Source organism: Pseudomonas sp. PS02290, assembly GCF_029960075.1.
Lineage (GTDB): Bacteria > Pseudomonadota > Gammaproteobacteria > Pseudomonadales > Pseudomonadaceae > Aquipseudomonas.
In genome coordinates this window covers 50602-76054 of record NZ_JASCOY010000019.1, presented here as the reverse complement: position 1 = coordinate 76054, position 25453 = coordinate 50602, and the positions used below count along the sequence as shown (strand labels likewise).

Sequence of the window (25453 nt, the reverse complement as noted above, 5' to 3'; positions counted from 1 at the left end):
GAAGAGAACTTGCTGATCAAAACGCCGCTTGTTGGCCATGTCCAGCCGCTCGGAGAGCGGGCGCCGGTGACCACGGTTGTGTTGACCGGCGTGGTCGTCGAGTTGCTGGTCGGCGGTGGCGTCGTGGCGGCGACAGCGCCTACGGGCCTTGAAATCACGGTGGTTTTCAGCGACCCGGAAGGCGATGTCGAACTGCTCGTGGTGGTCTGCGGAACGCTGGCCGAGCCAGAAGCCACGGCCGTGGACGGCGAGCTGGCGCGCCCGTCGAAACGGATCGTCTGACCCACATGAATGGTGAATGGCTCTGGGATATTGTTGCGTGCGGCCAGCGCTTTCCAGTCCCAGCCGTAACGGAATGCAATGGAAAACAGCGTGTCGCCGCGCTTCACGACGTACTGACCTGTGGTGACCGGCTGACGTGTCGGCACCGTCGACTTGCCGTTTCGGTCGACAACCCGCACGCCGCCCGATGGCGTGCTGGAGCAGCCGACCAGAAGGATACTCAGGGCAACTCCAATCACCAGACGCTGAAAACTTGTTGAAGAACTACGCTGCCGAATGACTGTGAGACTCACCCGCCACTCCCTTTACCGGTGACTGAAGAAGAAACTGCCCTGCGTCGTGAAAAGACCAGGCAGCCATGAAAAACTTGGTGTGAGACGGCGCCGCGGCAGTTGGCCGAAGCATCGTTGCAAAACGCCAGCCTGTAGACCGGCTGCGTCTTGTGGAATTCATTGCCTTCGCAAAATAGCGATTAAGCCAATGGTCCATTGAGCAACGGGACGAAACGAACGGCGCCCAGCACATGGCGAGAGAAACCGTTTTCCTCACGAATGATAAGCATCAGTTGCTGCACCTCACCCGACCCCACCGGAATCACCAGACGACCGCCGGGTGCCAGTTGGTCCAGCAAGGCCTGAGGCACGTCGGTAGCAACCGCGGTGACAATGATCCCGTTGTAAGGCGCGAGCGCCGGCCAGCCTTCCCAGCCATCGCCCCAACGAAACACCATGTTGCGCAGGTTCAGCTCGACGAGGCGTTCCTTGGCGCGATCCTGCAGCACCTTGATCCGCTCAACGGAGAAAACCCGCTCCACCAGTTGCGCCAGCACGGCGGTCTGGTAACCCGAGCCGGTGCCGATCTCCAGCACTTTATCCAGCGGGCCCGCCGCCAACAGCAGCTCGCTCATGCGCGCCACCATGTAAGGCTGGGAGATCGTCTGGTTGTTGCCGATCGGCAGCGCGGTGTCTTCGTACGCGCGGTGCGCGAGGGCCTCGTCGACGAACAGGTGTCGAGGGGTCTTGCGAATGACGTCCAGCACCTGGGTGTTGGCGATACCTTCTTCGCACAACCGTTGAATCAGACGCTCGCGGGTACGCTGGGAAGTCATTCCCACGCCACGTCGTAACAGATCATCTTGCTCACGCGACATCAGGCCATTCCCTCCAGCCATGCGTTCAGGCTGTTGAAACCGTCCTGATAAGTACGATCCAGCTGCAACGGGGTGATCGACACATAACCCTGCATCACGGCGTGGAAATCGGTGCCCGGCCCGCCGTCTTCGGCATCTCCTGCGGCAGCAATCCAGTAACCGGCCTTTCCGCGCGGATCGACCACGCGCACAGGCGCCGCCGCACGGGTGCGATGGCCAAGACGGGTCAGCTGAATTCCGCGCACATGTGCCAGCGGCAGGTTAGGGATATTCACATTCAATACGGTACGGGGTGGAAGGTCGAGGCGTTCATGGGCTTCGACCAGAAGCCGCGCGTAATGCGCAGCGGTTGCCAGGTTATCGACCTGACGTGACAAAAATGAAAAGGCAAATGACGGGCGTTGCAGAAAACGACCTTCCAGCGCCGCAGCAACGGTGCCCGAATACAGCACATCGTCACCCAGGTTGGCGCCGAGGTTAATCCCCGAAACAACCATGTCCGGCTCATCGGGCAGCAAGCCGTTGAGTCCGAGGTGGACGCAATCGGTGGGCGTGCCGTTGAGGCTGATGAAGCCGTTGTCCAGGGTGTGCGGGTGCAAGGGCCGGTCCAGCGTCAGCGAACTGCTCGCGCCGCTCTTGTCTTGATCGGGCGCAATCACCACGCACTCGGCGTACCCGGCCAGCGCGCCATGCAGCGCAGCCAGCCCGGGGGCCATGACCCCGTCATCATTTGAAATCAGAATACGCATGAGCTGTCCGTCTGCCCTGCCGGCGCGAGATCGACGAGTTCACGCACCAATGCGGTGGCGAAGCATCCGGCCGGCAGGACGAATTCCAGTTGCAGAATGTCAGGCTCGGGATAATGCCACGTCAACCGCCCGATGGGCAGTCGCAGGATGCGCCGTTCGTGCTCCATTCCCGCTTTTATCAACCAGTTACAGAGCGACGCCTCCCGCGCGGCGATGCTGTTTTCAAGCGCTGCGGTGGCGCCTGCAGCTGGGGAATCGCCCTCGCCCCACTGCGGCCCGGTCGGGTGCAGATCGAGGATCGCCAGTCGCGGGTCGCTGCACTCGGCTTCGCCAGCAGGGAAGAAACTGCGGCTGTCGGTGAACGCCAGCAGATCGCCCACTTGCGCCCGTTGCCAGCTGCCATCGGCGACTCGAGCGGCCAAGACCTGGTTGAACAGGTAACTGCGCGCAGTGGATAACAGTCGAGAGCGCACATTGCGCTGCTCGGGCAGGGCCTGACGCTCAGCGTAGTGACGGGCCTCACCCAGATTCCCGCCCTCGTAGCCAAAGCGTTGGGCACCGAAATAGTTGGGGATGCCGTGTTGTTTGATCGATTCAAGACGTGCGTCGAGCCCGGCCTTGTCGGCCTGCAACTGTGTCAAACGCAACGTGAAGCCATTGGCGGCGTGGGCGCCCCGTTGCAGCTTGCGCTTGTGGCGTTTGCTGTCGAGGATCTTCAGCGAATCATTTTCAGCCACTGACATGTCCGGATCGGCCTTGCCCGGCAGCTGAATGCTGAACCACTGACGGGTCAACGCCTGCCGATCCTTCAAACCGGCGTAGGCGACGGTTCGCAACGGCACGCCGGCCGCCTTGGCCAGACGCCGGGCGGCTTCCTCGGTATTCAAGCCGCGCTTTTCCACCCATAACCACAGGTGCTCCCCATCCCCGGACAGCGGAATGTCGAGGACTTCATCAACCTGAAAATCTTCGGCAGTGGCCTTCAGCACAGCAGTACCCAGTGCGTCGCCGTAAGCTCTCGGGCCCAGAAGTTCGAGTTCGGTCATGCGCTGATCAACAACGCGACGGCGTGCACGGCGATGCCTTCTTCGCGGCCGGTGAAGCCCAGCTTTTCAGTGGTGGTCGCCTTGACGTTGACCTGATCGATGTCGACTTGCAGGTCTTCGGCAATCAAGGCGCGCATGCTTTCGATGTGGGGGGCCATCTTCGGCGCCTGGGCAACGATCGTCGCGTCGACGTTGCCGACCTTCCAGCCCTTTGCCTGCACTTGCTTGAGCACATGACGCAGCAGAACCCGACTGTCGGCGCCCTTGAATTGCGGATCGGTGTCCGGGAAATGCTTGCCGATGTCGCCCAGCGCGGCAGCACCCAGCAGGGCATCGCTCAGCGCATGCAGCACTACATCGCCGTCGGAATGCGCGAGCAAACCCGACGTGTGCGCAATCCGCACGCCGCCCAAGGTAATGAAATCGCCTTCAGCGAAACGGTGCACATCGTAGCCGTGGCCAATACGCATAAAAAAACGCCCTGAAAAAGTCAGGGCGTGATTCTACCTACTTTGACCGACATTAGGGTCGGCCCGCGCTCAATTGCCCGTGACGCTGCAATTGAGGGCGAGGACTTCAGCCGGCCAGGGCTCGGGCGTGATGGCGCAAGTGGTCTTCGATGAAGCTGGCGATGAAGTAATAGCTGTGGTCGTACCCCGGCTGCATGCGCAATTCCAGAGGATGACCGGCCGCCTTCGCCGCCTGAACCAACGATTCCGGCTTGAGCTGATTGCCGAGGAAGTCGTCGCGATCGCCCTGGTCCACCAGCAGAGGCAAGCGCTCGGTGGCCTCGGCAATGAGCACGCTGGCGTCCCATTCACGCCAGCGCGAACGGTCTTCGCCCAGATAGCGAGAGAAGGCTTTCTGTCCCCAAGGACAATCCATCGGGTTGCAGATGGGCGAGAACGCCGACACCGATTGGTAGCGGCCGGGATTGCGCAATGCACCGACCAGCGCGCCATGGCCACCCATGGAGTGCCCGCTGATGCTGCGCTTGTCCGAGGCCGGAAAGTGCGCCTCGATCAACGCGGGCAGCTCGCTGATCACATAATCGTACATGCGGTAGTGCCGCGCCCACGGTTGCTCGGTGGCGTTCAGATAAAAGCCGGCGCCCAGGCCGAAGTCGTAGGCCTTGTCCGGATCATCTGGCACGTCGGCGCCGCGCGGGCTGGTGTCTGGCGCCACGATGATCAGCCCCAGTTCCGCCGCCACGCGCAGCGCACCGGCCTTCTGCATGAAGTTCTCATCGGTGCAGGTCAGCCCCGACAGCCAGTAGACCACCGGCAGCTTGCCGCCCTGCTCTGCCTGGGGCGGCAGATACACCGCGAAAACCATGTCGCAGCCGAGCACATCGGAGTGATGTTTGTAACGCTTGTGCCAGCCGCCGAAGCTTTTCTGGCACGAAATGTTTTCCAGACTCATGGGCTTCTCCGGGCGGCAAGCTTCAAGCCTCGAGCGGCAAGAGGTCATGACACGACGCTCTTGCGGCTTACAGCCTGGAACTTGCCGCTGCTCCTCAGAAATGAATGACGGTACGGATGCTTTTGCCTTCGTGCATCAGGTCGAAGGCTTCATTGATCCGGTCCAGGCCCATGGTGTGGGTGATGAAGGTGTCCAGCGGGATTTCGCCGGTCTGCGCTTTTTCGACGTAGCTTGGCAGTTCGGTGCGGCCTTTGACGCCGCCGAAGGCCGAACCGCGCCAGACGCGACCGGTGACCAGCTGGAACGGACGGGTGGAGATTTCCTGACCTGCGCCAGCGACGCCGATGATCACTGATTCGCCCCAGCCCTTGTGGCACGATTCCAGCGCCGCACGCATCAAGTTCACGTTACCTACGCACTCGAAGCTGTAATCCACGCCGCCGTCGGTCATTTCGACGATCACTTCCTGAATCGGCTTGTCGTGATCTTTTGGATTGACGAACTCGGTCGCCCCCAATTCACGGGCCACGTCGAATTTGGACGGGTTGATGTCGACCGCGATGATGCGGGAGGCCTTGGCCATTTTTGCGCCAATGATCGCCGCCAGGCCGATACCGCCGAGGCCGAAGACCGCCACAGTGGCGCCCTCTTCGACCTTGGCCGTGTTCAGGACCGCGCCGATGCCGGTGGTAACACCGCAACCCAGCAGGCAGACCTTCTCCAGCGGCGCTTCCTTGGGGATTTTTGCCAGAGAGATTTCCGGCACTACAGTGTATTCGGAGAACGTCGAGCAGCCCATGTAGTGGTAGATCGGCTGGCCGTTGTAGCTGAAGCGGGTGGTGCCGTCGGGCATCAGGCCTTTGCCCTGGGTGGCGCGGACTTTCTGGCAGAGGTTGGTCTTGCCGGACTTGCAGAATTTGCACTCGCGGCATTCGGCGGTGTACAGCGGAATGACGTGGTCGCCCACGGCGAGGGAAGTCACGCCCTCACCGATAGCCTCGACGACGCCCCCACCTTCGTGACCGAGGATGCACGGGAAGACGCCTTCGGAATCCGCACCGGACAAGGTGTAGGCATCGGTATGGCAGACGCCGGATGCGACGGTACGAATCAACACTTCGCCGGCTTTCGGGGCCTCAACGTCCACTTCGACGATCTGCAGTGGTTCATTGGGCGCGAAAGCAACGGCAGCACGTGACTTGATCATCATGATCTCCAGCTAAATAAATACGAGCCCTGAGTGTAATGCAGTGCTGGCTGATGAATAATCCGCCTGAAAGCAAAACATTAATGCTGTGCAGGGACAATCGATGCACGTCAATCGCTGGGAAGGTCTGGACGAGTTTGTCGCCGTTGCCGAGTGCGGGCAGTTCACCGCCGCGGCTGAGCGGCTTGGGGTGTCGTCGTCGCACATCAGCCGCCAGATCGCGCGACTGGAAGAGCGCTTGCAGACACGCTTGCTCTATCGCAGCACCCGAAAAGTCGCTCTGACCGAAGCCGGTCAGACGTTTCTGCATCACTGCCAGCGCTTGCAGGACGGACGCGAAGAAGCGCTGCGTGCGGTCACCGACCTGACCAGCGAGCCGAAGGGGCTGCTACGGATGACCTGCGCCGTGGCGTACGGCGAAAGGTTCATCGCCCCGCTGGTGACACGTTTCATGGAGGAATACCCGCAACTGCGCGTTGACATCGAGCTGACCAACAACACGCTGGACCTGGTGCATGAAGGCCTGGACCTGGCGATCCGTCTGGGCCGCTTGCAGGAATCACGACTGGTGGCTGCACGACTGGCGCCGCGCAAGATGTACCTGTGCGCCTCCCCCGCTTATCTCGAACGGTATGGCCGGCCCCACAGCGTGTCGGAACTGGCACGACACAATTGCCTGATCGGCAGCTCGGACAGCTGGCAGTTGCAGCAAAACGGGCGGGAATTTTCCCAGCGGGTGCAGGGCAACTGGCGCTGCAACAGTGGGCAGGCGGTGCTGGATGCGGCATTGCGCGGGGTCGGGCTGTGTCAGCTGCCGGATTACTACGTGCTGGAGCATCTCAAGCGCGGTGCGCTGGTGTCCTTGCTGGATGCCCATCAGCCGCCGAACACCGCCGTCTGGGCGCTGTACCCGCAGCAGCGGCATCTGTCGCCCAAGGTGAGAAAGCTGGTGGATTATCTGAAGGCGGGCTTGGCGTTGCGGGAGGAATACAGCGTTTAGGCCGATCAGCCGTTGAATTCGACCCGTCGCTGGCGCAGCCACTCGAGGTCTTCCGGGCGGGTGACCTTGATGTTGTCGGCGCGCCCTTCAATCAGACGCGGCGATTGCCCGGCCCATTCGATCGCCGAGGCTTCATCGGTGATCGCCACATTCGACACCAGGCTGTCCGCCAGCGCCTGGTGCAGCGCACCCAGACGAAACATCTGCGGCGTATAGGCCTGCCAGATCAGGCTGCGATCCACGGTTTCGGTGACGCGGCCATTGGCATCGGCGCGCTTGAGGGTGTCTTTTGCCGGCACCGCCAACAGGCCGCCGACCGGATCATGCGCCAGCTCGCCCAGCAGATTATCGAGGTCCGAACGCGCCAGATTCGGGCGCGCGGCGTCATGCACCAGCACCCAATCGTTGTCATCGGCGCCGTTGGCGTGCAGGTGCAGCAGCGCATTGAGCACCGAGTCCGCACGCTCCTTGCCGCCTGCGACCTGCTGGATGCGGGAATCCAGCGCGCAAGGCAACGTCGGCCAATAAGGGTCATCCACAGCCAGACTGACCACCAGGCCCTTGAGCCGGGGGTGATCGAGAAAGCAAAGCAGGCTGTGTTCAAGAATCGTGAGGCCGCCCAGTTGCAGGTATTGCTTGGGACGGTCTGCCGCCATGCGCGCGCCAACGCCCGCTGCGGGAATCACTGCCCAGAAGGCAGGAAGGGATTGAGTCATTACACCAACGTCACTGTGCCAACTGATAAAGGGTTTCGCCGTCCTTGACCATGCCCAATTCATGACGGGCACGCTCTTCAACGGTTTCGAGGCCTTTTTTCAGCTCCAGCACTTCCGCGTCGAGGACTCGGTTGCGCTCCAGCAGAGCATCGTTTTCGGCATGTTGATCGGCGATTTGCTGAGTCAGACTGGCCACCTGCGCGAGACTGCCATTACCTACCCATAGGCGATACTGCAAGCCAGCGAGCATCAAAAGCAGAACGAGGAACAACCAGTTAGGACTGCGCATTGTGAATATCTGTTACCCGGCGAATAAAGACAGCAAAACCGACCATTTCAAATGCCCATAAGCCCGGTGGTCACCGGGCTCATGGATCAGGACGACAAGAGAGGTCACGCTTCAGTGACTTCTCCTACAACGCCTGCTGCCTTTTTACCATCTTTGCGATCAGCCGCGAAACTCGCCGCGACCACGGTACACCGCTTTGGCGCCCAGTTGCTCTTCGATACGCAGCAGCTGGTTGTACTTGGCGATACGGTCGGAACGGCTCAACGAACCGGTCTTGATCTGGCCAGCCGCAGTGCCCACGGCCAGGTCGGCAATGGTGGAGTCTTCGGTTTCGCCGGAACGGTGCGAGATCACGGCGGTGTAACCCGCGGCCTTGGCCATCTGGATAGCTTCCAGCGTTTCGGTCAGCGTACCGATCTGGTTGAACTTGATCAGGATCGAGTTACCGATCTTCTTGTCGATGCCTTCTTTCAGGATCTTGGTGTTGGTCACGAACAGGTCGTCGCCCACCAGCTGGATCTTGTCGCCGATCTTGTCGGTGAGGACTTTCCAGCCATCCCAGTCCGACTCGTCCAGACCGTCTTCGATGGAGATGATCGGGTGCTTGCTGACCAGGTCAGCCAGGTAGTCGGCGAAACCGGCAGAATCGTACTCGCCTTCTTCGCTCAGCACGTATTTGCCGTTCTTGTAGAACTCGCTCGCGGCGCAGTCCAGCGCCAGGGTCACGTCGGTGCCCAGTTTGTAGCCCGCGTTGGCAACGGCTTCGGCGATGGCGTCCAGCGCGTCGCCGTTGGAGTTCAGGTTCGGCGCGAAGCCACCTTCGTCACCCACGGCAGTGTTCAGGCCACGTGCTTTCAACACCGCTTTGAGGTGGTGGAAAATCTCGGTGCCCCAGCGCAGGCCTTCGGAGAAGGTCTTGGCGCCCACCGGCTGAATCATGAATTCCTGGATGTCGATGTTGTTATCAGCGTGCTCGCCACCGTTGATGATGTTCATCATCGGGACCGGCATCGAGTAAACACCCGGCGTGCCGTTCAGATTGGCGATGTGTGCGTACAGCGGCAGATCCTGGTCCTGAGCGGCGGCCTTGGCAGCGGCCAGGGACACGGCGAGGATCGCGTTGGCGCCCAGGCTGGCTTTGTTCTCGGTGCCGTCCAGCTGAATCATCGCGTGATCCAGGGCTTTCTGGTCAACCGGATCTTTGCCCAGCAGCAGGTCGCGGATCGGGCCATTGATGTTGGCCACTGCTTTCAGAACGCCCTTGCCCATGTAACGGCTCTTGTCGCCATCACGCAGCTCGAGCGCTTCACGCGAGCCGGTGGAAGCACCGGACGGCGCGCAAGCGCTGCCGATGATGCCGTTGTCGAGGAGCACGTCTGCTTCCACGGTGGGATTGCCACGGGAGTCGAGAACTTCACGACCTTTGATGTCGACGATTTTTGCCATTGTTGTTAACACTCCAAGATTGACGAAAACGACGCAGCTGGGAAAACGATTCGGCGTCTCAGGGCTCTAGGACAACGGGCAGGCCCTGAAACGACAATTTTCCCGACCCTTTGGTCGGGAAAACAACGAACGGCACTCTACCGGAGGGCCCGGCGCCGGAGAAGCGGGTTTTACGCCGTTTCGATCGTCGGGAAGCTTTTAACGAGTTCGTCGAGCGCCTTGAGCTGGGCCAGGAACGGCTCCAGCTTGTCCAGGCGCAGGGCGCAGGGACCGTCGCACTTGGCGTTGTCCGGATCCGGGTGGGCTTCCAGAAACAGACCGGCCAGGCCCTGGCTCATGCCGGCCTTGGCCAGATCGGTCACCTGGGCACGACGGCCACCGGCGGAATCGGAGCGACCACCCGGCATCTGCAGGGCGTGGGTCACGTCGAAGAACACCGGGTATTCGAACGATTTCATGATGCCGAAACCGAGCATGTCGACAACCAGGTTGTTGTAGCCGAAGCTCGAACCGCGCTCGCAGAGGATCAACTGATCGTTGCCCGCTTCCACGCACTTGGCCAGGATGTGTTTCATCTCGTGGGGCGCGAGGAACTGGGCTTTCTTGATGTTGATCACGGCGCCGGTCTTGGCCATGGCCACGACCAGATCGGTCTGACGGGACAGGAAAGCCGGCAACTGAATGATGTCGCAGACTTCCGCCACGGCAGCGGCCTGCTCAGGCTCGTGCACGTCGGTGATGATCGGCACGCCGAAGGCTTGCTTGATGTCCTGGAAAATCCGCATGCCTTCTTCAAGGCCCGGGCCGCGATAGGAGGTCACCGAGGAACGGTTGGCCTTGTCGAAGCTGGCCTTGAACACGTACGGAATGCCGAGCTTCTCGGTCACTCGCACGTATTCTTCACAGACCTGCATCGCCATGTCACGCGACTCGAGGACGTTCATGCCGCCGAACAGAACCATAGGCTTGTCGTTGGCGATGTCGATCGAGCCGACGCGGATGATTTTCTGTGCCATGTGATAAATCCCTATCAGCCGTTCTTCTGGTGTTGAGCAAGCGCTGCCTTGACGAAACCACTGAACAACGGGTGGCCATCGCGCGGCGTAGAGGTGAACTCGGGGTGGAACTGGCAGGCCACGAACCAAGGATGGTCAGGGGACTCGACCACTTCAACCAGCGCGCCGTCACCGGAACGACCGGAGATTTTCAGACCGGCCTCGACCAGTTGCGGCAGCAGATTGTTGTTCACTTCATAACGGTGGCGATGGCGCTCGACGATGACGTCGTTGGCGTAGCAATCGTGCACCAGAGAACCCGGTTCCAGCAGGCATTCCTGCGCGCCCAGACGCATGGTGCCGCCCAGGTCCGAGGTTTCGGTACGGGTTTCGACAGCACCGGTGGCGTCTTCCCATTCGGTGATCAGACCAACGACCGGGTGCTGGCTGGCGCGATCAAACTCGGTGGAGTTGGCGTCTTTCCAGCCCAGCACGTTACGTGCGAACTCGATGACTGCCACCTGCATGCCCAGGCAGATGCCCAGGTAAGGCACCTTGTTTTCGCGAGCAAACTGCACGGCCGTGATCTTGCCCTCGACGCCGCGCAGACCGAAGCCGCCCGGGACGAGAATCGCGTCGACGCCTTCGAGCAGGCCGGTGCCCTGATTCTCGATGTCTTCGGAATCGATGTAGCGCAGATTGACCTTGGTACGGTTGCTGATGCCGGCGTGACTCATCGCTTCGATCAGCGACTTGTAGGCGTCCAGCAGCTCCATGTACTTGCCGACCATCGCGATGGTGACTTCGTGTTCCGGGTTGAGCTTGGCGTCGACGACCTTTTCCCACTCGGACAGGTCGGCGCTGCCGCACTGCAGGCCGAAGCGCTCGACGACGAAATCGTCAAGACCCTGGGAATGCAGGATGCCCGGGATCTTGTAGATGGTGTCGGCGTCTTCGAGGGCGATGACCGCGCGCTCTTCAACGTTGGTGAACTGCGCGATTTTGCGGCGCGAAGAAATGTCGATCGGGTGGTCGGAACGGCAGACCAGTACGTCTGGCTGCAGGCCGATCGAACGCAGTTCCTTGACCGAATGCTGAGTCGGTTTAGTCTTGGTTTCGCCCGCGGTGGCGATGTACGGAACCAGTGTCAGGTGCATAAGCATGGCGCGCTTGGCGCCCACTTCGAAACGCAGCTGACGGATCGCCTCGAGGAACGGTTGCGACTCGATGTCGCCCACGGTGCCGCCGATTTCGACCATGGCGACGTCGGCATCGCCGGCGCCCTTGATGATGCGACGCTTGATTTCGTCGGTGATGTGCGGAATCACCTGAATGGTCGCGCCCAGATAATCACCACGGCGCTCTTTGCGCAGGACGTGTTCGTACACACGGCCGGTGGTGAAGTTGTTGTTCTGGGTCATGGTGGTGCGAATGAAACGCTCGTAGTGACCCAGGTCCAGGTCAGTCTCGGCGCCGTCGTGGGTGACGAACACCTCACCGTGCTGGAACGGGCTCATGGTGCCGGGATCGACGTTGATGTAGGGGTCCAGCTTGAGCATGGTGACCTTAAGTCCCCTCGCCTCCAGGATGGCCGCCAATGAAGCCGAGGCGATGCCTTTCCCCAATGAAGAAACAACACCGCCCGTGACGAAGATGTAGCGCGTCATGAAAAACCCTAGAAGTCTGCGTTAAAGCGGTCAGAGCCGCCGGGGAAAGCGAAGGAAGGCCGAAGCCCCCGACAACCTGCGTGTTTCACTGTGGATCTTCGAATCTGTCGCGCCCAAGTCAGCGACCGGCCTTGAAAAGGTCTGTCCGTGGTTTGCCACATTTTTGAGAATCGTCCAGTAAAAACTGGCTGGTAATCGGCAACTTGCGTCGTTCCGGAAGGATCGACATAAGCTGTATCAAGAAGGGAGCGTAGTCTACCGGAAAGGCCCTTTCAGCTCAAACTTTGGTCATTCGTCGGTGGCAACCAGTGCAATCGCCAGTCGCCACGGGGGCTGGCGTCCAGTCCCGGAAGGTTTGCCACGGCCAATAATTGCTCGCCGCGGTACAACAGCGGCAATCGGCCGCGCAGAAAAACCGGCACGCCCTTCTCGTTGAGCAGCCTTTTCAGGTCGCGTCGGCCTCGGTCCGGCACATCGAAGGTTTCGCCGCCCTGGCGGTAGTGCACATGCAAGCCACCCGCAGGCGCAGCGCCGAGGATCTGCAGCATGCCGTTGCCCGGCAGCGCGAGAGGTTGCGACGCCATGGACCAGTGCTGCGAGCCGGCGACGTTTTTCAGCCAGATCCCCGACAGCCACCAGATACGCCCTTCGGCTCGGTGCATCTGACCATCGGCCAGTCGCCAGATGGGGCGACCGTCCGGCCCGGCGTCGCGCAACGAATCCCAGCCCACCCAGTGATCGGTGTCCGGCAATCGAGTGAGCGGCGCCAGCCAGTGGCGCAGTGCGTTGCGTTGTCGGGCGGGTGACAGCGCTTCGAGCGGCGCCAGTTCAAGGGAGGGCATGTCGAGCCACGGCCAGGGGCATGGCGTGTCAGCGAGTGCGAGGTCCTGCACCGCCAGCTCGTCCAGCAACTGCTGGGCTTCGGCCAGATGCGCGGCGCTGCGGGCCATGCTTGCGATCGCTTGCGGCCAGCGCGTTGCCACCAGCGGCAGTACATGACTGCGCAGGTAGTTGCGCGAGAAGCGGCTGTCTTTGTTGCTCGGGTCCTCGATCCAGCTCAACCCCTGTTCCCGGGCATAAGCCTCGAGGGTAGCGCGAGATTCATCCAGCAGCGGCCGAAATAACTGTCCTGCGCCCAGGGGACGCTGCGCCGGCATCGCGGCCAGCCCGCGCACCCCGGCGCCACGCAGCAGACGGAACAGCAGTGTCTCGGCCTGATCGTCACGGTGCTGGGCGGTAAGCAGCACCTCGCCGGGCCCGAGGGTTGAGTTGAACGCGGCGTAACGAGCGTCACGCGCGGCTTGTTCGAGGCTCGCGCCGGGGCGCACCTGGACGTGGATGACCTCCATCGGCACCCCCAGAATCTGACACATCTGCCGGCAATGCACCGGCCACGAAGCAGCCACCGCCTGAAGGCCATGGTTGACGTGAACAGCGGTCAGCGGAGGAAGCGCGTGAACCCTGGCAAGTTCCGCCAGCAGGTGAAGCAGGACAGTGGAATCGAGCCCACCAGAGAATGCGACGCGCCAGGCGGCTGCAGCGCGCCAGGGTTCGAGGCGCGACAGCAGACGTCTGGAGAGTGCGAGTGTGATGCTGTCCGGTTTGCTCATGCTGGTTAACCCTGCTTAAAGCTCGCCGGACCGGTGAGCGTCACCGGGTTCGGTGACACTCTTCGTGCAGAACGGTCCGGTTAAAGGCCATAGCTCATCAGACGGTCGTAACGGCGGGCCAGCAGCGCATCGTTATCGAACTTCTGGAGCATGCTCAGTTGGCTGCCCAATTCTTCGCGGATCAATGCAGCGGCAGCGGCCGGATCACGGTGCGCGCCACCCAGAGGCTCGCTGATCACCTTGTCAACGATGCCCAAGCCCTTCAAACGCTCGGCAGTAATGCCCATCGCTTCGGCCGCATCCGGCGCCTTTTCGGCGGTTTTCCACAGGATGGAAGCACAGCCTTCCGGCGAGATCACCGCGTAAGTCGAGTACTGCAGCATGTTCAGTTGATCGCACACGCCAATGGCCAGTGCGCCGCCCGAACCGCCTTCGCCTATCACGGTGGCAATGATCGGGGTCTTCAGGCGCGCCATGACCCGCAGGTTCCAGGCGATGGCTTCGCTCTGGTTACGCTCTTCGGCGTCGATGCCAGGATAAGCGCCCGGCGTGTCGATGAAGGTCAGGATCGGCATTTTGAAGCGCTCGGCCATTTCCATCAGGCGGCAGGCCTTGCGGTAGCCTTCAGGACGCGGCATGCCGAAGTTGCGGCGAACCTTCTCGCGCACTTCGCGGCCTTTCTGATGACCGATCACCATCACCGGCTGCTCGTTCAGACGGGCAATGCCGCCGACGATAGCGGCGTCGTCGGAGAAGTGGCGATCGCCATGCAGCTCGTCGAACTCGGTGAAGATGTGTTGAATGTAGTCCAGCGTGTACGGACGACGCGGATGACGCGCCATGCGCGCGATCTGCCAACTGGTCAGGTTGCCGAAAATGCTTTCGGTGAGCGTATTGCTCTTCTCTTGCAGTCGAGAGATTTCGTCGCCGATGTTCAGCGAGTTGTCATTGCCTACCAGACGCAGCTCTTCAATCTTGGCTTGCAGGTCAGCAATCGGCTGTTCGAAATCCAGAAAATTCGGGTTCATAGGCATCCGTCTTGGGTCGACGGCCAAGAGGCCGGCCGGTTGATCCGATAAGCGCCCTACCTTAATGGAGCGGGCGCCTTTCGGTCGAGTTTAAAGTGTCGAGTCACAAATGTTGAGCTGATCGGTGTCAGCGATACTGCAGGAAGACGTTCTCTCGTCCGAACTGGTCACGCAGCGCCTGAATCAGGCTGTCCGCGGGATCGATCCGCCACGCTTCGCCGAACTGCAGCAGTGCCTTGGCTTCCTGCCCGGTGTAGTCGAGGGTGATCGGGCACGCGCCGCGGTGCTTCTTGCACAGCTCGCCCAGCCAGCGCAGCCGGTCGCCCTTGAGCGCTTCGGCACGCACGTTCAGGCGCAGACTCTCTGCCAGCCCGGTGCGCGCTTCTTCCAGGCTCATCACCCGTTTGGCCCGCAACCGCAGGCCGCCGGAGAAATCGTCGGTGCTGACCTCCCCTTCCACCACCACCATCGCGTCGGTCTGCAGCAGCGACTGGGCAGCCTGGAACGAATCGGCAAACAGCGACGCTTCGATACGCCCCGAACGGTCGTCCAGGGTGATGAAGCCCATCTTGTCGCCCTTTTTGTTCTTCATCACCCGCAGCGCGATGATCAGGCCGGCGATGGTCTGGGTTTCCCGCGAGGGCTTCAGATCGACGATGCGCTGACGCGCGAACCGGCGTATCTCGCCTTCGTATTCGTCGATCGGGTGCCCGGTCAGGTACAGGCCCAGGGTTTCTTTCTCCCCACGCAGCCGCTCCTTGAGCGTGACTTCTTTGGCGCTGCGATGATTCGCGTACACGTCGGCGTCGGCTTCGACGAACAGGCCGCCGAAGAGATCGGCATGGCCGCTGTCGTGACTGCGCGCGGTCTGCTCGGCCGCCTGAATGGCTTCTTCAAGCGCGGCCAACAGGACGCCGCGGTTACGGTCGATATTGGCTTGATACTGTTTTGGCTCGTCATAGAAGAACGGGCCCAGCCGGTCCAGCGCACCGCTGCGAATCAGGCCGTCGAGGGTGCGCTTGTTGACGCGCTTGAGGTCGATGCGGGCGCAGAAATCGAACAGGTCGGCGAACGGGCCTTCCTGTCGCGCTTCGGTGATGGCTTCCACCGGGCCTTCGCCCACACCCTTGATCGCGCCTAGGCCATAGACGATACGGCCGTCGTCGTTCACGGTGAACTTGAATTCAGAGTTGTTCACGTCCGGCGCATCAAGGCGCAGCTTCATGATCCGCACTTCTTCGATCAATGTCACGACCTTGTCGGTGTTGTGCATATCCGCTGAAAGCACCGCTGCCATGAACGGCGCCGGGTAGTGACGCTTGAGCCAGGCGGTCTGGTACGACACCAGCCCGTAGGCCGCCGAGTGCGACTTGTTGAAGCCGTAACCGGCGAATTTTTCCACCAGGTCGAAAATGTTACCGGCCAGGTCCGGGTCGATATTGTTGGTCTTGCAGCCCTCGATGAAACCGCCGCGCTGCTTGGCCATCTCTTCGGGCTTCTTCTTGCCCATCGCACGACGCAGCATGTCGGCACCGCCGAGGGTGTAGCCGGCCATGACCTGGGCAATCTGCATCACCTGTTCCTGATACAGGATGATGCCGTACGTTGGCGCAAGCACCGGCTTGAGGCCTTCGTACTGGTAATCGACGTGGGGGTACGACAGCTCGGCACGGCCGTGCTTGCGGTTGATGAAGTCGTCAACCATGCCCGACTGCAACGGACCGGGACGGAACAGCGCCACCAGTGCGATCAAGTCTTCCAGGCAGTCGGGCTTGAGCTTTTTGATCAGCTCTTTCATACCGCGGGATTCAAGCTGGAAGACGGCCGTGGTTTCAGCGCGCTGCAGCAGCTCGTAGGTCGGCATGTCATCCAGCGGAATGAACGCGATGTCGAGGGGCTCTTCGTCGACCTTGGCGCGGTCGCGGTTAATCGTCTTCAGCGCCCAGTCGATGATGGTCAGGGTACGCAGTCCGAGGAAGTCGAACTTCACCAGACCGGCTGCCTCGACGTCATCCTTGTCGAACTGGGTGACCAGGCCGCCGCCCTCTTCATCGCAGTAGATCGCCGAGAAGTCAGTCAGCTTGGTCGGCGCGATAACCACACCACCGGCGTGCTTGCCGACGTTACGCACAACGCCTTCGAGCTTGCGCGCCATCTCCCAGATTTCTGCCGCCTCTTCGTCCACCTTGAGGAAGTCGCGCAGAATCTCTTCCTGCTCGTAGGCCTTTTCCAGGGTCATGCCGACTTCGAAGGGGATCATCTTCGACAGACGATCGGCCAATCCGTAGGACTTGCCCTGTACCCGCGCCACGTCACGGACCACGGCCTTCGCGGCCATCGAACCGAAGGTGATGATCTGGCTGACCGCGTTGCGGCCGTATTTCTCGGCCACGTACTCGATGACCCGGTCGCGACCGTCCATGCAGAAGTCGACGTCGAAGTCGGGCATGGAGACCCGCTCGGGGTTGAGGAAACGTTCGAACAGCAGGTCGTATTCCAGCGGGTCGAGGTCGGTGATCTTCTGCACATAGGCCACCAGCGAGCCGGCACCCGACCCCCGGCCCGGACCCACCGGCACGCCGTTATTCTTGGCCCACTGGATGAAGTCCATCACGATCAGGAAGTAACCGGGGAAGCCCATCTGGATGATGATATCCAGTTCGAAATTCAGGCGGTCGACGTAGACCTGTCGCTTGGCCTCGTAGTCCGGCGTGGTCTCCCTCGGCCAGAGCACGGCAAGGCGCTCTTCCAGCCCCTCGAAGGACACCTTGCGGAAATACTCGTCGATGGTCATGCCATCGGGGATCGGGAAGTTGGGCAGAAAGTGCGTGCCCAGCTTGACGTCGATATTGCAACGCTTGGCGATCTCGACGGTGTTGGCGAGGGCGTCCGGCAGATCGCTGAACAGCTCGGCCATCTCCTCCGCGCTCTTCAGGTACTGCTGATCGCTGTAGTTGTGCGAGCGGCGCGGATCGTCCAGCGCCCGGCCTTCGCCGATGCACACGCGGGTTTCGTGGGCTTCGAAATCTTCCTGCTTGATGAAACGCACGTCGTTGCTGGCCACCAGCGGCACGCCATGGCGCTCGGCCAGGGCAACGGCGGCGTGCAGGTGTTCTTCGTCGTTGATGCGGTTGGTGCGCTGGACTTCGATGTAGAAGCGGTCCGGGAAAACCGTCAGCCACTCTTTCAGCAGCTCGTCGGCTTCGGCCGGATTGCCACCGAGCAGGGCCATGCCGATCTCGCCTTCCTTCGCCGCAGACAGGGCAATCAGCCCTTCGCTGGCTTCGGCCACCCACTCCCGCTCGATGACGACCAGGCCATTGCGCTGGCCATGCATGAAGCCACGGGAAATCAGTTCGGTGAGGTTCAGGTAGCCTTTGGGGTTCATCACCAGCAGGCTCAGACGGCTGAGCGGTGCATCGCGATCACGCCCCGCCAGCCAGATGTCGGCGCCGCAGATCGGCTTGATCCCCGCACCCATGGCGGCTTTATAGAACTTCACCAACGAACACATGTTGTGTTGGTCGGTCACCGCCACGGCCGGCATGTTCATGGCCGTGAGCGCCTTGACCAAGGGTTTTACACGGACCAGACCATCAACGAGGGAGTATTCGGTGTGCAGGCGTAGATGAACGAAAGAAGCCGGCATGGTTGATCCTATGGTGCAGAAAAAACGAAGGCCGGATTGTACCGGCCATTCAGAAAAACATCAGCCCGCGATCAACTGAGCGGCAGCGACATGAAGCCGGTGGAGACCATCATGTCCCGCGCGGCCCAGGCCTGACGGACCGGGCCGAAGGAGCGCCGGTGAATAGGCGTCGGGCCCAAACGCGCCAGGGCCTCAAGGTGCACGGCCGTGGGATAACCCTTGTGGCCGCCAATGCCGTAGCCCGGATAGAGCAGCTCCATGCGCGCCATTTCCCGGTCGCGACTGACCTTGGCCAGAATCGACGCGGCGGCAATGGCCGGCACATGGGCGTCACCCTGAATGACAGGCGCGCTGGGCACTGACAGCTGCGGGCAGCGGTTGCCGTCGATCAGCGCCAGTTTCGGCGTGATGATCAAGCCTTCTACCGCGCGCTTCATCGCCAGCATGGTGGCGTGAAGAATATTCAGCTCGTCGATCTCTTCGACTTCAGCCCGCGCGATGTGCCAGCACAGCGCCTTCTCGCAGATTTCGTCGAACAGTCTTTCGCGCTTGGCTTCGGTGAGTTTCTTCGAATCGTTCAGGCCCAGAATCGGGCGCTTGGGGTCAAGAATGACCGCCGCAGTGACCACGGCGCCGCACAGCGGGCCCCGGCCGACTTCGTCGACACCGGCGACCAGATCCTCGACAAGATTGAAGTCCAGACCCATTTGCATTGATTGCCTGCTCATTGTGAAGGCGTTGCGCCAATCAGGTTCAGCACCGCTTCGGCAGCCTGATTGGAAGCATCGCGACGCAAGGTTCGGTGAATCGCATCGAAGCCGGCCGTCTGTGCATCGCCGTTTTCCAGCAACGGCAACAGCGTCTGCGCCAGGGCCTCGGCGGTCGCCGCGTCCTGCAGAAGCTCCGGAACCAGCAAGCGCTGGGCCAGCAAATTCGGCAGCGACACGTACGGGCTTTTCACCATCCGCTTGAGTATCCAGTAGGTCAGTGGTGCCAGACGATAGGCAACCACCATCGGTCGTTTGTACAGCAGCGCTTCGAGGGTCGCGGTCCCGGAAGCGATCAGCACGGCATTGCAGGCTGCCAACGCTACGTGGGACCGGCCGTCGAGCAACGTCAGTGGAAGATCGCGCTCTTGCAGCAGTTGCTCGATCTGCTCACGGCGTTGAGGGCTGGCACAGGGCAGCACGAAACGGATGTCGGGACGCGCGGCGAGAAGGCGTTCGGCCGCGTCGAAAAACAGCGCACCGAGACGCCCGACTTCACCACCGCGACTGCCCGGCATCAACGCGACCACCGGGCCTTCGCCCAGGCCAAGTTCGGCGCGCGCCGCCAGTTGATCCGCCTGCAGTGGAATGGTGTCGGCCAACGGATGCCCGACGAAACGCACAGGCACGCCCTTCTCTTCATAGAAACGGGCTTCGAACGGCAGCAGCGTCAGCATCAGATCGCAGCCTTCACGGATCTTCAGAACACGCTTCTGCCGCCACGCCCATACGGACGGGCTGACGTAATGAACGGTCTTGATCCCGGCCTGACGTAGCTTGAGCTCGATATTGAGGGTGAAATCCGGGGCATCGATGCCGATGAACACGTCGGGCTTTTCGTCGATGAGGGCCTGAATCAGCAACTTGCGACGGGCGAGCAGCTCCTTCAGGCGGCCCAGTACTTCCACGAGGCCCATGACCGACAGGCGCTCCATCGGAAAATACGACGTCATGCCCTGGGCTTCCATGAGCGGTCCGCCGACACCAATAAATTCGGCGTCCGGATGCCGCGCCTTGATTGCACGCATCAAACCGGAGCCGAGAATGTCGCCGGAGGCCTCTCCGGCCACCAGCGCAATACGCAAGCGGGCCATGGTCAGCGGGTGATGCCGCGGGTCGAGGACTGGATGGACTTGAGGAACAGCCCGACTTCAGGGAACTGCGCAGCGGGTTCGCTCAGCTCGACGATCGCCTGCTCCACGGTCAGGCCCTGACGGTAGACGGTCTTGTAGGCGCGGCGCAGCGCATGGATCGCTTCCTCGGAGAAGCCGCGACGGCGCATGCCTTCGAAGTTCATGCTACGGGCTTCGGCCGGGTTGCCGAACACGGTGACGAACGCCGGAACGTCCTTGCCGATGGCCGTGCCCATGCCGGAAAAACTGTGCGCGCCGATATGGCAGTACTGATGCACCAGGGTGAAGCCCGACAGAATGGCCCAGTCATCCACGTGCACATGGCCGGCCAGTGCGGTGTTGTTGACCAGAATGCAGTGATTGCCGATGACGCTGTCATGACCAATGTGCGCGTAGGCCATGATCAGGTTGTGATCACCGAGGGTGGTTTCGGCGCGGTCTTGAATGGTGCCACGGTGGATGGTCACGCCTTCACGGATGACGTTGTGGTCACCGATCACCAGACGTGTCGCTTCACCTTTGTATTTCAGATCAGGCGTGTCCTCACCTACCGAGGAAAACTGGTAGATGTGGTTGTGTTTGCCGATTTTGGTCGGGCCGCGCAGGATCACATGCGGTCCGATCACTGTACCCTCGCCGATTTCCACACCAGGTCCGACGATCGACCACGGGCCGACCTCCACATTGTCGGCCAGCACGGCCGTCGGATCGATGATTGCGCGAGAGTCAATCAAACTCATAGTTTGCGTTCCGCACAGATGATTTCAGCCGAGCAGACCGGCTTGCCATCTACCGATGCCTGGCATTCGAACTTCCAGATCTGACGCTTGCAGCTCAGGAATTTCGCTTCGAGGATCAGCTGATCCCCCGGCAGCACGGGCTGGCGAAAGCGCAGTTTGTCGGAACCGACGAAGTAATACAGGGTGCCGTCGGCAGGCTTCACATCGAGCATCTTGAAGCCCAGGATGCCGGCAGCTTGAGCCATGGCCTCAATGATCAGCACGCCCGGCATGATGGGGTGCTGAGGAAAGTGACCGTTGAAGAAAGGCTCGTTGATGCTGACATTCTTGTAGGCACGAATGCTCTTGGTCTCGACATCCAGCTCCACCACACGGTCCACAAGCAGGAACGGGTAACGGTGCGGCAGATATTCACGGATTTCGTTGATGTCCATCATTTCGAAGGGAAGCCTGTAGTAAAGAGTGGGAGGGCGCGACTAACGCGCGTCACTCCTCTAGCAAATCAAGGAGGCAGTTTATCGGCTGTGCACGCTTGATAAGAAAAAAGTATCAGCCATCAGATGAAGCTTTACCGCCTGAGGTCACTGCCTCGACAATCTTTTCCAGGTGCTGCAGACGTCGCGCCATGTCATCGAGATGACGCATGCGTGCCGCGCTCTTGCGCCACTCCGCCGCCGGCTGCATCGCCGTCCCCGAAGAATACGATCCAGGCTCGGTGATCGACCGGGTGACCATGGTCATGCCGGTGACGAAAACCCCGTCGCAGATCTCGATATGGCCCACCAGCCCGACACCGCCTGCGAGCATGCAATGCTTGCCGATCTTCGCGCTGCCCGAGATGCCGACGCACGCGGCCATGGCCGTGTGGTCGCCGATCTGGACGTTGTGAGCGATCTGAATCTGGTTATCCAGCTTCACGCCATTGCCGATGCGAGTGTCATCCATGGCGCCGCGGTCGATGGCGGTGTTCACGCCAATCTCGACATCGTCACCGATGGTCACACCGCCAATCTGCGCGATCTTCTGCCAGACGCCTTTCTCGTTGGCGAAACCAAAACCTTCACCCCCCAGCACCGCACCGGACTGGATGACCACACGCTGCCCGATACGGACGTCGTGATACAACGTGACGCGCGGGGCAAGCCAGCCGCCCTCGCCAATGACGCTGCGAGCGCCGATGAAGCAATGGGCGCCAATGGTCACACCGGCCGCAATCCGCGCGCCGCTTTCGATGACCGCATAAGCGCCAACGCTGGCCGCCGGGTCGACGAACGCATCCGGCGCTACCAGGGCAGTCGGGTGTACACCGACGGCAGCCTTGGGCTTGGGATCGAACAGATGGGAAATACGGGCGTATGCCAGATACGGATCAGCCACCAGCAATGCGTCAGCGGCATACCCTTCAGCATCCGCCGGCTTGAGCAGCACGGCAGCGGCCTGGGTGGTCGCGAGGAATTTTCGGTACTGAGGATTGGCCAGAAAGCTGACCTGATCAGGACCGGCTTCCTGCAAGGTTGCCAGTCCTGTGATTTGCTTGTCCGCCGGGCCACGCAGGGTGGCGCCGAGGAACTCGGCCAATTGGCCGAGTGTGATGGTCGCGGTCATTAACTTACTTCAGCTGGTTCATGCGCTCGATAACCTGGCGAGTGACGTCGTATTGCGGCTTGACGTCAATCACGGCACCGCGCTCGAACACCAGGTCAAAGCCGCCTTTCTTGATGACTTCTTCTACCGCCTGGTCAAGCTTCGGCTTGAGTTGCTTGAGCATGTCGCGGTCAGCAACAGCCTTGGCTTCGTTCAGCTCTTTGGACTGGAACTGGAAGTCACGGGCCTTCTGCTTGAAGTCCAGCTCCAGACGCTCGCGCTCAGGCTGGGCCATCTTGTCGCCACCGGCAACCAGACGATCCTGAATGCCTTTGGCGCTGCTTTCCAGCGCTTTCAGCTTGGTCAGCTGAGGACCGAATTTCTTCTCTGCATCCACCGCGTACCGTTTGGCTGCGTCGGATTCGAGCAGGGCCATCTGGTAGTTCAGTACTGCGATTTTCATGTCAGCAAATGCCGGGCCTGCGATCAGAACCGTTGCCAGCAATGCCAATTGGGTCAACTTACGCACGATGTAACTCCTACAGAATCCGTTGTCGTTAGCAGTGATCAGGCCCTTAGAAGGTCTGACCGAGAGAGAATTGGAAGACCTGGGTTTCGGTGCTGTCGTCCGGTTTCTTGACCGGCATCGCCAGGGCAAAACTCAACGGACCCAACGCAGTGACCCATGTCACGCCAACACCGACGGAGCTTGCAAGGCCGGACAGATCGGGGCCGTTACATTCAACTTTTTGATTGTCGAGTGTGGTCTTCTGCGAGCCGCAGTTGGTATTGAACGTATTACCCACATCCCAAAAAATCGAGGTGCGCAGCGAGCGCTGGTCCTTGATGAAGGGCAGCGGGAACAGGATCTCGGCGCCACCGGTGATCAGCACGTTGCCGCCGAATGGCAGTGGATCCTGATCCGGGTCGATAGTAGTGCCACGCTTGCCGTTACTAGGCGTACTGCGCGGACCAAGCGTGCTGTCCTTGAAGCCACGCACTGAGTTGAAGCCACCGGCGTAGTAGTTCTCGTAGAACGGCAGACCGGACGTCGAACCATAACCGTCGCCATACCCCAGCTCCGAGTGCAGACGCAGGGTGTAGTTATTGGTGATCGGGTGGAACAACTGGCCGCGATAATCAAGTTTGTAGAAAGACAGGTCGCTGCCCGGAATGGTGGTTTCCAGCGTCAGACTCTGAGAGCTGCCACGGGTCGGCAGGGTGCCTTTGTTCAGCGTCGATTCGGACCAGCCTACCGAGGCCTTGAAGTTGGTGAAACTGTCGCCCTCTTTGTCGATGAAGTCGAAGATCTCGTCAACGGTGTACTTACCGGTGCTAATTTCATCCTTCTGTACCGACAGGCCGTAGTTCAGGCGAGAAGTTTCGCTGATCGGGTAGCCCATGTTGATGCCGGCACCCAAGCTGTCGACCGAGTAGCTTGCCACGTCGACGTCGAGGTCGCTGTAGTCAGTCTTGCGGTAGAACGCGCTGTAGCCGAGGCTCACTCCGTCCGGCGTGAAATACGGATCGACGTAGCTGAAGTTGTAGCGGGTCTGGTATTCACTTTTGGTCAAACCAATGGTGACCTTGTTACCCGTACCCAGGAAGTTGTTCTGGCTGATGGAACCACCAAGGATCAGACCGGCGCTCTGCGCAAAGCCGACACTGGCGGTGATCGAACCGGACGCCTGCTCTTCAACGGCGTAGTTCACGTCAACCTGATCGTCGGTGCCAGGCACCGCAGGGGTTTCAACGTTCACTTCCTTGAAGAAGCCCAGACGGTCAAGACGGGTCTTGGACTGGTCGATCAGGTAAGTGGATGCCCAGCCGCCTTCCATCTGGCGCATTTCGCGACGCAGCACTTCGTCCGCTGTCTTGGTGTTGCCACGGAAGTTGATGCGGTTGACGTAAGCACGCTTGCCCGGATCGACGACGAAAGTGATATCGACGGTGTGGTCTTCATCGTTCGGCGTCGGCACACCGTTGACGTTGGCGAAGGTGTAACCCTCGTTACCCAGACGGCGGGTGATCAGCTCGGAAGTCGTGGTCATCACCTTGCGGGAGAACACCTGGCCCGGCTTGACCAGCAGCAGCGATTTAACCTGATCTTCAGGGACCTTGAGGTCACCGCTCAGCTTGACCGACTTGACGCTGTACTTCTCGCCTTCATGGATGTTGACGGTGATGTACACGCTTTTCTTGTCGGGCGTGATGGATACCTGGGTCGAGGCGATATCCATGTTGATATAGCCGCGGTCGAGGTAGTACGAACGCAGACGTTCCAGGTCGCCGGAGAGCTTCTCACGGGCGTACTTGTCGTCGTTCTTGAAGAAGGAAAGCCAGTTGGTGGTTTTCAGTTCGAACAGATCGACCAGATCGTCTTCAGGGAAGACCGAGTTACCCACCACGTTGATGTGCTGGATGGCGGCAACTGCGCCCTCGTTGATGTTGATCTTCAGGCCCACACGGTTACGCGGCTGCGGCACGACTTCGGTGGCGACTTCTGCAGAATAGCGGCCCTGGGCAACGTACTGACGTTGCAGCTCGTTGCGGACGCCTTCCAGCGTAGCGCGCTGGAAGATTTCGCCTTCGGCCAGACCCGACTGCTTCAGACCCTTCATCAGGTCCTCAGTGGTGATCGCTTTGTTGCCTTCGATCTCGATACTCGAGACCGACGGACGCTCCACAACTGTGATGACCAGGACGTTACCGTCGCGGCCCAGCTGGATGTCCTGGAAAAATCCGGTTTTGAACAGCGCGCGAGTTGCGTCGACAAGACGCCCATCATCGGCCTGTTCACCCACGTTCAACGGCAGCGCGCCAAACACGCTGCCGGCGGAAACCCGCTGCAGACCGTTGACCCGGATATCGGAGATAGTGAAGGACTCGGCGTGAACTTCGGCGATCATCAGTACGGCAAGAACCGCAGTTAGCAGCAGACGTTTCATGAAGTCCTTTCTTATTCCAACTGGC

Annotated in this window: 23 protein-coding genes; 1 reads left to right on the top strand and 22 read right to left on the bottom strand. The window is 60.8% G+C overall.

Going from position 1 to position 25453, the window contains the following annotated elements; all coding sequences use genetic code 11:
• The 7 genes from QMX88_RS11695 to QMX88_RS11665 all read right to left on the bottom strand — a co-directional run.
• On the bottom strand, positions 1-575 hold a 575-nt coding region (locus tag QMX88_RS11695), incomplete at its 3' end, for a LysM peptidoglycan-binding domain-containing protein (protein WP_282369380.1).
• Positions 576-754: 179 nt separating this feature from the next.
• On the bottom strand, positions 755-1390 hold the full coding sequence (locus QMX88_RS11690; RefSeq protein ID WP_172610991.1) for a protein-L-isoaspartate(D-aspartate) O-methyltransferase: 636 nt from the start codon (positions 1388-1390) through the stop codon (positions 755-757).
• A gap of 41 nt (positions 1391-1431) precedes the next feature.
• Positions 1432-2181, bottom strand: a complete 750-nt coding sequence (gene surE / locus QMX88_RS11685) for a 5'/3'-nucleotidase SurE (RefSeq protein WP_282369377.1) — start codon at positions 2179-2181, stop codon at positions 1432-1434.
• Positions 2169-3227: a tRNA pseudouridine(13) synthase TruD gene (gene truD / locus QMX88_RS11680; protein ID WP_282369375.1), complete on the bottom strand. Its 1059-nt coding sequence runs from the start codon at positions 3225-3227 to the stop codon at positions 2169-2171. Before truD ends, surE begins: the two co-directional genes overlap by 13 nt.
• Positions 3224-3697, bottom strand: a complete 474-nt coding sequence (ispF, locus tag QMX88_RS11675) for a 2-C-methyl-D-erythritol 2,4-cyclodiphosphate synthase (RefSeq protein WP_282369373.1) — start codon at positions 3695-3697, stop codon at positions 3224-3226. Before ispF ends, truD begins: the two co-directional genes overlap by 4 nt.
• Before the next feature lie 106 nt (positions 3698-3803).
• Positions 3804-4649 (bottom strand): S-formylglutathione hydrolase, encoded by an 846-nt coding sequence (gene fghA, locus QMX88_RS11670; protein WP_122537381.1) that lies wholly within the window; start codon positions 4647-4649, stop codon positions 3804-3806.
• Positions 4650-4743: 94 nt separating this feature from the next.
• On the bottom strand, positions 4744-5856 hold the full coding sequence (locus QMX88_RS11665; RefSeq protein WP_108120933.1) for an S-(hydroxymethyl)glutathione dehydrogenase/class III alcohol dehydrogenase: 1113 nt from the start codon (positions 5854-5856) through the stop codon (positions 4744-4746).
• Between the two features lie 103 nt (positions 5857-5959).
• Here QMX88_RS11665 and QMX88_RS11660 point away from each other — a divergent pair, with 103 nt between their 5' ends.
• On the top strand, positions 5960-6856 hold the full coding sequence (locus tag QMX88_RS11660; protein WP_282369369.1) for a LysR substrate-binding domain-containing protein: 897 nt from the start codon (positions 5960-5962) through the stop codon (positions 6854-6856).
• 5 nt (positions 6857-6861) lie between these two features.
• Here QMX88_RS11660 and ispD read toward each other — a convergent pair whose 3' ends face one another.
• The 15 genes from ispD to bamA all read right to left on the bottom strand — a co-directional run bounded on the left by ispD (position 6862) and on the right by bamA (position 25428).
• Positions 6862-7572, bottom strand: coding sequence for a 2-C-methyl-D-erythritol 4-phosphate cytidylyltransferase (ispD, locus tag QMX88_RS11655; protein ID WP_282369367.1), 711 nt, complete (start codon positions 7570-7572; stop codon positions 6862-6864).
• Positions 7573-7582: 10 nt separating this feature from the next.
• Positions 7583-7861 (bottom strand): cell division protein FtsB, encoded by a 279-nt coding sequence (gene ftsB / locus QMX88_RS11650; RefSeq protein ID WP_037014212.1) that lies wholly within the window; start codon positions 7859-7861, stop codon positions 7583-7585.
• Positions 7862-8020: 159 nt separating this feature from the next.
• Complete coding sequence (eno, locus tag QMX88_RS11645) at positions 8021-9307, bottom strand: phosphopyruvate hydratase (protein WP_122537377.1); 1287 nt, start codon at positions 9305-9307, stop codon at positions 8021-8023.
• A gap of 170 nt (positions 9308-9477) precedes the next feature.
• Positions 9478-10323, bottom strand: coding sequence for a 3-deoxy-8-phosphooctulonate synthase (gene kdsA, locus QMX88_RS11640; protein ID WP_122622970.1), 846 nt, complete (start codon positions 10321-10323; stop codon positions 9478-9480).
• Positions 10324-10337: 14 nt separating this feature from the next.
• Positions 10338-11969 carry a CTP synthase gene (locus QMX88_RS11635; protein WP_192132158.1) on the bottom strand — a complete coding sequence of 544 codons (1632 nt, stop codon included), beginning with the start codon at positions 11967-11969 and terminating at the stop codon, positions 10338-10340.
• 272 nt (positions 11970-12241) lie between these two features.
• Positions 12242-13579, bottom strand: a complete 1338-nt coding sequence (gene tilS, locus QMX88_RS11630) for a tRNA lysidine(34) synthetase TilS (protein ID WP_282369337.1) — start codon at positions 13577-13579, stop codon at positions 12242-12244.
• Positions 13580-13659: 80 nt separating this feature from the next.
• Positions 13660-14607 (bottom strand): acetyl-CoA carboxylase carboxyltransferase subunit alpha, encoded by a 948-nt coding sequence (locus QMX88_RS11625; protein ID WP_282369335.1) that lies wholly within the window; start codon positions 14605-14607, stop codon positions 13660-13662.
• A gap of 127 nt (positions 14608-14734) precedes the next feature.
• Complete coding sequence (gene dnaE, locus QMX88_RS11620) at positions 14735-18256, bottom strand: DNA polymerase III subunit alpha (protein WP_282369333.1); 3522 nt, start codon at positions 18254-18256, stop codon at positions 14735-14737.
• Positions 18257-18327: 71 nt separating this feature from the next.
• Entirely contained in the window at positions 18328-18969 is a 642-nt protein-coding gene (gene rnhB / locus QMX88_RS11615) for a ribonuclease HII (protein ID WP_122622967.1), read from the bottom strand.
• An 11-nt stretch (positions 18970-18980) separates the two neighbouring features.
• Positions 18981-20117 (bottom strand): lipid-A-disaccharide synthase, encoded by a 1137-nt coding sequence (lpxB, locus tag QMX88_RS11610; protein ID WP_282369326.1) that lies wholly within the window; start codon positions 20115-20117, stop codon positions 18981-18983.
• Positions 20118-20119: 2 nt separating this feature from the next.
• Positions 20120-20896 carry an acyl-ACP--UDP-N-acetylglucosamine O-acyltransferase gene (gene lpxA / locus QMX88_RS11605; protein WP_282369324.1) on the bottom strand — a complete coding sequence of 259 codons (777 nt, stop codon included), beginning with the start codon at positions 20894-20896 and terminating at the stop codon, positions 20120-20122.
• Positions 20893-21333, bottom strand: coding sequence for a 3-hydroxyacyl-ACP dehydratase FabZ (gene fabZ, locus QMX88_RS11600; RefSeq protein WP_037014232.1), 441 nt, complete (start codon positions 21331-21333; stop codon positions 20893-20895). Before fabZ ends, lpxA begins: the two co-directional genes overlap by 4 nt.
• A 112-nt stretch (positions 21334-21445) precedes the next feature.
• On the bottom strand, positions 21446-22501 hold the full coding sequence (gene lpxD, locus QMX88_RS11595; RefSeq protein ID WP_282369319.1) for a UDP-3-O-(3-hydroxymyristoyl)glucosamine N-acyltransferase: 1056 nt from the start codon (positions 22499-22501) through the stop codon (positions 21446-21448).
• A gap of 4 nt (positions 22502-22505) precedes the next feature.
• Positions 22506-23009 (bottom strand): OmpH family outer membrane protein, encoded by a 504-nt coding sequence (locus QMX88_RS11590; RefSeq protein WP_037014235.1) that lies wholly within the window; start codon positions 23007-23009, stop codon positions 22506-22508.
• A 46-nt stretch (positions 23010-23055) separates the two neighbouring features.
• Complete coding sequence (gene bamA, locus QMX88_RS11585; protein ID WP_282369315.1) at positions 23056-25428, bottom strand: outer membrane protein assembly factor BamA; 2373 nt, start codon at positions 25426-25428, stop codon at positions 23056-23058.
• Positions 25429-25453: the final 25 nt, after the last annotated feature.